This is a genomic window from Longimicrobiaceae bacterium, assembly GCA_035936415.1.
Classification (GTDB): Bacteria; Gemmatimonadota; Gemmatimonadetes; order Longimicrobiales; family Longimicrobiaceae; genus JAFAYN01.
Genome location: DASYWD010000387.1, coordinates 1 through 4,129 on the forward strand (window position 1 = coordinate 1; position 4,129 = coordinate 4,129).

The 4,129-nt window shown below is 72.6% G+C and carries 3 protein-coding genes; 2 read left to right on the forward strand and 1 reads right to left on the reverse strand.

The window, feature by feature from the left end:
• Nucleotides 1-96 precede the first annotated feature (96 nt).
• Nucleotides 97-711, forward strand: coding sequence for a hypothetical protein (locus tag VGR37_15595; GenBank protein ID HEV2148828.1), 615 nt, complete (start codon nt 97-99; stop codon nt 709-711).
• Between the two features lie 80 nt (nt 712-791).
• On the opposite strand, the gene VGR37_15600 is transcribed toward VGR37_15595, so the two are convergent.
• The gene (locus VGR37_15600; GenBank protein HEV2148829.1) at nt 792-2,165 is read right to left on the reverse strand and encodes an aspartate aminotransferase family protein; all 1,374 of its coding nucleotides are present in this window, start codon (nt 2,163-2,165) and stop codon (nt 792-794) included.
• Nucleotides 2,166-2,804: 639 nt separating this feature from the next.
• Between VGR37_15600 and VGR37_15605 the strand changes: the two genes are divergently transcribed.
• Entirely contained in the window at nt 2,805-4,091 is a 1,287-nt protein-coding gene (locus VGR37_15605; protein HEV2148830.1) for a M12 family metallo-peptidase, read from the forward strand.
• Nucleotides 4,092-4,129 lie beyond the last annotated feature (38 nt).

Here is a 4,129-nt window from a genome sequence, read left to right on the forward strand (position 1 = left end):
GGTCCGGGCGGCGGGAACAGTTTCTGACGGGCGGGGTTGCACCGTCCGTCGGCTCCGGCCGGCGCACACACGTCTTTTGCGGAAGGAAGCATCTTGTTGAAACGGACCATCCGGGCGGCCGCGGTCGCCCTCGCGGTTACCGCCCTCCCGACGGCGCTCCTCGCCCAGCAGAGGCAGCCGACCCCGCAGCGGGCCGCGGCGCCGCGCGCCTCGGCCCCGGCTCCGGCGCTCACCCCCGCCCAGCGGGAGATGCAGGGGTGGTACGCCGAGCTGATGCAGATCGGCGGGCGCCTCCAGGCGGCGCAGGTCAAGGCCCTGCAGGACCCGCAGCTCCGGGCGGCCCAGGAGCAGCTCGGCAAGGACTTCAAGGCCGCCATCGAGCGGGCGGATCCCGGCCTCGCGGGGCTGGAGGCCCGCGCCCAGGCGATGGAGGCGCAGGCCCAGCAGGCGCAGCAGGCCGGCGACGAGGCGAAGCTGATGCAGCTGACGCAGCAGGCCCAGCAGATCCAGGCCAGGCTGATGAACGCGCAGCAGCGCGCGCTGCGGGACAACCCCGCCCTGGCCACGCGGGCGAAGGCCTTCGAGGAGCAGCTCCGCCGCAGGATGGTCCAGGTGGAGCCGCAGACCATGGCGCTGGTGGAGCGCGGCCAGGCGCTGCAGTCGAAGCTGGAGGCCGCCGTGCGGGCTCAGGAGGGCGGCACCCGGCCGTAGGCGGACCCGGGCCAGACGCGGCGAGGGGGCGGTCACCCGGTGGGTGGCCGCCCCCTCCGCGTTCCCGGACCCGCGCCGGGCTACGGGATCGCGTGCAGGACCTCCTCGACGACGCCGAGCGCCGCGTCCGCCTGCTCGGCGGTGACCACGAAGGGCGGGGAGAGGGAGAGCACGTTCCCGTGGACCCCCCCGCCCAGGAGCACCACCCCCCGGCGGAGCCCCTCCACCACGAGCCGCCCCACCAGCTCCGGCGCCGGCTCGCGCGTCCCGCGGTCGCGCACCATCTCCACCCCGATCATCGTTCCCAGCCCGCGCACCTCCCCCACCCGGGGGTGTCCGCGCGCGGCCTCCTCCAGGCGTGCCCGCATCCGCGCCCCCAGCTCCGCCGAGCGCTCCACCAGCCGCTCCTCCCGCAGCGCGGCGATGGACGCCAGCGCCGCCGCGCACCCCACCGGGTTCCCCAGGAAGGTGGAGGTGTGGATCGCCTCCCCGGTGGAGACCGGCCACCGCCCCATGACCTCGTCCGTGCCGATGCACGCGGCGAAGGGGAAGCCGCCGGTGAGCGCCTTGCCCACCACCATCAGGTCGGGGACCACGCCCTGGTGCTCGCACGCGAACCAGCGGCCGGTGCGTCCGAAGCCGGTGTAGACCTCGTCCAGGATCAGGAGCAGCCCCCGCTCGTCGCAGATGCGCCGCAGCCCCGGGAGGAAGCCGTCCGGGGGGACCACGTCGCCCGCGCGCGCCTGCACCGGCTCCGCCAGGATGGCCCCGATCCCCTCCGACGCCGTCCCGGGCGTGTCCAGCAGGTGCTCCACGTACCGCAGCGCCGCCGCGCCCACCTCCTCCGGGTCGCGCCCGAAGGGGGAGCGGTAGGCGTACGGGTACGGCGCGAACACGGCGGTGCGCCCGAGCTGCGCCGCGAAGGGGGCGCGGAAGTCCTCGCGCCCGGACACCGAGAGCGCCCCGTAGGTGAGGCCGTGGTAGCTCCCGTGGAACGCCAGCACCCGGGGCTTCCCCGTGGCGACCGCCGCGGTCTTGAGCGCCGCCTCCACCGCCTCGCCGCCGGAGTTGGCGAGCACGCTCCGGGTGAGCCCGCCCGGGGCGACCTCCGCCAGCGCCCGCAGCAGCGCCACCTTCACCTCCGGCGGGTGCACGTCGCCCATCCCGTGCAGCAGCCGCCCCGCCTGCGCGCGCACCGCCTCCACCACGCGCGGGTGGGCGTGCCCCGCCCCCGCCACCGCGAAGGCGGCGGTGAGGTCCACGTACACGTTGCCGTCCACGTCGCGCACGTTGGCGCCCCGCGCCTCCTCCCAGAACACGGGGAAGTCCTCCGCCAGGTAGGTCACGTTGGGCGACTCGTACCTCCGCAGCTCCGCCGCCAGCGCGCGTGAGCGCGGGCCGGGGGGCGCGACGACGAGGTGCGGGAGGAGGGTGCCCAGGTCGGGAGAGCTCATCGCTCCACCCGCCGGCCGGGGGTATGAAACTCCCGGCCGGGAACAGCAGGCGTCCTTTCGGACGCGGTGGGCTCAGGGTTCATTCGCGGCATTCTCTCCCGCTCCGGTTCTTCCCGGGTGCTTGCACGTGCGTGATCCCATGGATCACCGCCTGCCCCGATAGTATACCCGGCCTCGTCCGGGTGTCCACCACTGCGGGGGAAAGTCCCCGCGACGCGGTGCTCGCCGGTGGTCCCGACGCGGCGGCTCCCTCTGACAGCGGGCGACTGAAAGAAAATTCTTGACAAGCAGAGTTCCATAATGCATAGTGTCGGGTAACATATCCAATCGCGAGCTGCACCTCCCCAGGCGACCCTCGCGAAGGTCCGGCCGGTCAGGTCTCGTCCGCACGTCTTCGTCCACAAAATTCGCGTTGTCGGCGCGGGAGCGGAGGGCATCCTCGTAAGCTCTTCGCGTCCGCTGCTCTTCCCCGGGCCACCCCCCACCGGTGCCCCGCGGCGTGCTCGATCCGTGCCCGGCGTCCGTCCGGGAAGCTCTTCCGTCAGGCTGAAAGAACATCCAGGCAATCCCAGCGTCCGACACGATGGTCGGATCTTGCGCCACCCTGCCGGTTCACCCCCTCTTTTCAGGAGAACGTCCATGAAAGCTCGGATCGCGTTGGTGCTGGCCGTATCGCTCGGCCTCGCCGCCTGCCAGGGCGACGACATCACCCCCCCGGCCTCCTCCTCCATGAGCGCCGCCGCAGGCCAGGAGAACTTCCTCACGCTCGCCGCCCAGCCGGCGCTCGACAACGCGCAGCGCGACCTGCTCGCCACCATCCGCGGCCGTGCGAGCACCGCCGAGGTGCACCTGGCGCGCATCGCCGGCACCCCCGGCCAGATGCTGCAGCAGGGCGGTGCCATCCGCATCGCGCTGGCGCCGGGGGTGCAGGTGGTCGCCGCCGGGGAGCGCGTGGAGCGTCGCTCGGCCGACGACATCTCGTGGGCCGGCCCCGTGCGCGGCGGCGAGGGGTGGGTGCAGATGGTGCTCGGGGACGGCGGCGTGAACGCGTCCGTGCGCGTGGGGAACACGCTGTACAGCGTGGAGCCGCTGGGCGGTGGGCTGCACGCCGTCTCCCGGATCGACGAGAGGGGCTTCCCCGACGAGCATCCCGCCGACAGCCCGACCGGCGCGCTGAGCGACGCCCTCGACTCCGCCGTGGACGGGTTCCGGGCCTCCGCCTCCAAGAAGTCCGGCTCCGACGGCACCGTCGGCACGCTGGCCAACACCACGATCAACGTGATGGTGGTGTACACCGCCGCCGCCGCCTCGGCCACCTCCAGCATCGGCAACCTGATCCAGCTCGCGGTGGACGAGACCAACCAGTCCTACGTGAACAGCGGCATCAGCATTTCGATGAACAAGGTGCACGTGGCGCAGGTGTCCTACAACGAGTCCAACCGCAGCTTCTCCCAGCACGTCAACGCGCTGAAGAGCACCACGGACGGCATCATGGACATCGTCCACACCTGGCGCAACACGTACGCCGCCGACGTGGTGGTGCTGGTGGTGAACGACAGCGAGGCCTGCGGGATGGCCGCGGCGATCAAGGCGACCGCGACGTCGGCCTTCGCGGCCGCGCACTACAGCTGCATCACGGGCTACTACTCGTTCGGCCACGAGGTCGGGCACCTGCAGGGCGCCCGCCACGACCGCTTCGTGGACAGCAGCACCTCCCCGTACCCGTACGGCCACGGGTACATCCCGCCGAGCAAGAGCTGGCGCACCATCATGGGCTACGGCAACAACTGCAGCAACTGCAAGCGCATCCAGTACTGGTCCAGCCCGCTCAAGACCTACAATGGCGAGGTGATGGGGACCGCCACGTACGAGGACAACGCGCGGGTGCTCAACGAGACCCGGGGCACGGTCGCCGCGTTCCGGTAGCCGTCTCCGCAGAACGTCAGCGCACGGGGGTGGGGGGG